Here is a 2,544-nt window from a genome sequence, read left to right on the forward strand (position 1 = left end):
TAAAAATTGCCGTGGAACTTTCGAAGGAAGGAAAGGGGAGGGCAATCATAATTAAGTAAAAGGAATTAAATAATGTTCTATGGAAAGAAATATAATGAGTTGGATTTCACTGAATACTATCAAGGTATGTTTGATTTATTCGGAGAGGAAGCGGCAAAAGAGGAACTTACTTTAGAGTTAGAGGCATTCAATTTAGGTTCACAACGTTACCTACGAAGACTTGAAAATAGTATTCAACGTGGAGAAGTAAATAATGACGCAGCTTTAAAACCAATAGTTCAACATTTGATTCCTATCATTAGTGAATACATTGAAGACTGGTTAAAGAAAGAAGAACAGAAACCTCGCCGCAAGTCTGCACAATACAAAACTATCAAGAGTCTTGATCCAGACACTATTGCATTCATTGGTATTAAACTATCTCTTAATAAATTAATTAAGAATGAAATGGTTACTTGCCAGCACATTGCAAGTCATGTAGGTAGAGCATTAGAAGAGGAGATTCGTTATAACCGCTTACGAGCGTTTGAAGAGGACTATAAAACACGTATTGTTGCGGGTGCTCAAAAACGTGTTGGTGAGTCATACAAGCGACAGTATCTATCATCCACAGAGCAACACATCATTGAACAGAGTAATGGTGATGTATCTCGATGGGAGCGATGGAGTAATCAAGAGGCCATTTCTCTTGGAATGCGTGTAGTAGATTTCATCATTTCATCTTGCCACTTGTTAGAACGAGAAGTGGTTAACGTCAAAGGGAAGTCACATGCAGAACTAAAGCTACATCCTTCATGGAAGAAGAAGATCGTAGGCCGTGCATTTAGCCTATCTGAACTATCTCCTATGTATCAGCCTATGGTCATTCCTCCTAAGCCGTGGACTGATATGAACAGTGGTGGTTACTACACTAAAGGCCGTGCACCACTATCATTCATTCGAATCAACAACCAGGAAGCAAAAGCACGTTACGATGATGTAGATCTCACTATGATTTACCGAGCAATCAACGTAGCACAAGATACACCGTGGAAGATTAACCAGAAAGTATTGAACGTAGTAGAAACTATCTACCAATGGGAACATCCAGTAGGCGGGATTCCATCAGTCCATGAATATGAACTTCCACCACGAATCCCAGGAATGGAAGCTGATACTGAAGTAGGTAAGAAACTACTGAAAAAATGGAAGAAGGAATGTATTCCATTCTACCGTAAAGAGAAGGCACGAGTATCTAAACGCCTCTCATGTGAATTCATGATTGGTCAGGCTAAGAAGTTTAGAAACCACAAGGCGATCTACTTTCCATGTAATTTAGATTTTCGTGGGCGTTTATACGCTGTTCCATTCTTCAATCCACAGGGAAACGATTTAACAAAAGGACTACTAACATTCTCCAATGGTAAACCTATTGGTGAGTTAGGTTTCTATTGGTTGAAAATCCACGGTGCTAACGTAGCTGGAATTGATAAGGTTTCATTTGAAGACCGTATTAAATGGATTAATGATAATGAAAACATGATTATTTCATGTGCTAATGATCCAATTAATAACTTAGAGTGGGCAGAAACAGATTCACCATTTATGTTTTTGGCGTTTTGTTTTGAATATCTTGATGTAAAAGTAAATGGACTTACATACTGTTCATCTCTTCCAATTTCATTTGATGGTAGTAACTCAGGGACACAACACTTCTCTGCTATGTTACGTGATGAGCTTGGTGCTAAAACTGTTAATCTTTCTTGTTCAAGTATTCCGCAAGACATTTATCAAATCATTGCAGATGATATAGAACATAAACTACAGGAAGACTTAATTAACGGGACTGAAAGCAAGAAAGACTTCAGAGAAGAAAATGATGGAACCGTTTATGAGATTATCAAACACGGAACAAAGGCACTTGCTAAGCAGTGGTTAGACTATGGCATGAATCGTAAGGTTACTAAGCGTCCAGTAATGACCGTAGTTTACTCTGCAACACAGTATGGATTCTCAGACCAACTTTTAGAGGATTGTGTAAGACCTGCTATCGATGATGGAAGTGGGTATATGTTCACTGAAGCTCGTCAGGCTTGCCAGTATATGGCGGCGTTAATCTGGCAATCGTGCCATGAAACAATTTCTGCTGCTATGAAAGTAATGGAGTGGTTAAAATCCAGTGCAAAACTTTTAGCAAAGGAAATTAAAAAAGACGGTGTTGTTATTAAGAAAGCCAAGCCTGTTCATTGGGTTTGTCCTGATGGTTTCCCGGTTTGGCAGAACTACTACAAGCAACGTAAGACTTCAATACTCACTTTAATAAACGGTAAGGAAAGCCGAGCTAAAGTTTCAGACGATGATACAAGTTCTTTTAACCCTACTAAACAGGCTAATGGTGTTGCACCAAACTTTGTACATAGTATGGATGGTTGCCACCTTAGAAAGACAGTATTAAAGGCTAACACTAAATATAATATAACAGCGTTCAGTTTGATTCATGATTCATTTGGAACCATACCCGCAGACGCTGATAATCTTTATCACAGTATCAGAGAAGCATTTGTA

Annotated in this window: 1 protein-coding gene; it reads left to right on the forward strand. The window is 38.5% G+C overall.

Annotation, left to right across the window (positions count from 1 at the left end; genetic code table 11):
- Window positions 1-72 precede the first annotated feature (72 nt).
- The coding region (locus LZ634_RS22305) for a DNA-directed RNA polymerase (RefSeq protein WP_234508915.1) at window positions 73-2,544 on the forward strand (2,472 nt) is incomplete at its 3' end.

The sequence above is a fragment of the Kluyvera intermedia genome, from assembly GCF_021440345.1.
In the GTDB taxonomy this organism is placed as follows: domain Bacteria; phylum Pseudomonadota; class Gammaproteobacteria; order Enterobacterales; family Enterobacteriaceae; genus Kluyvera; species Kluyvera intermedia_A.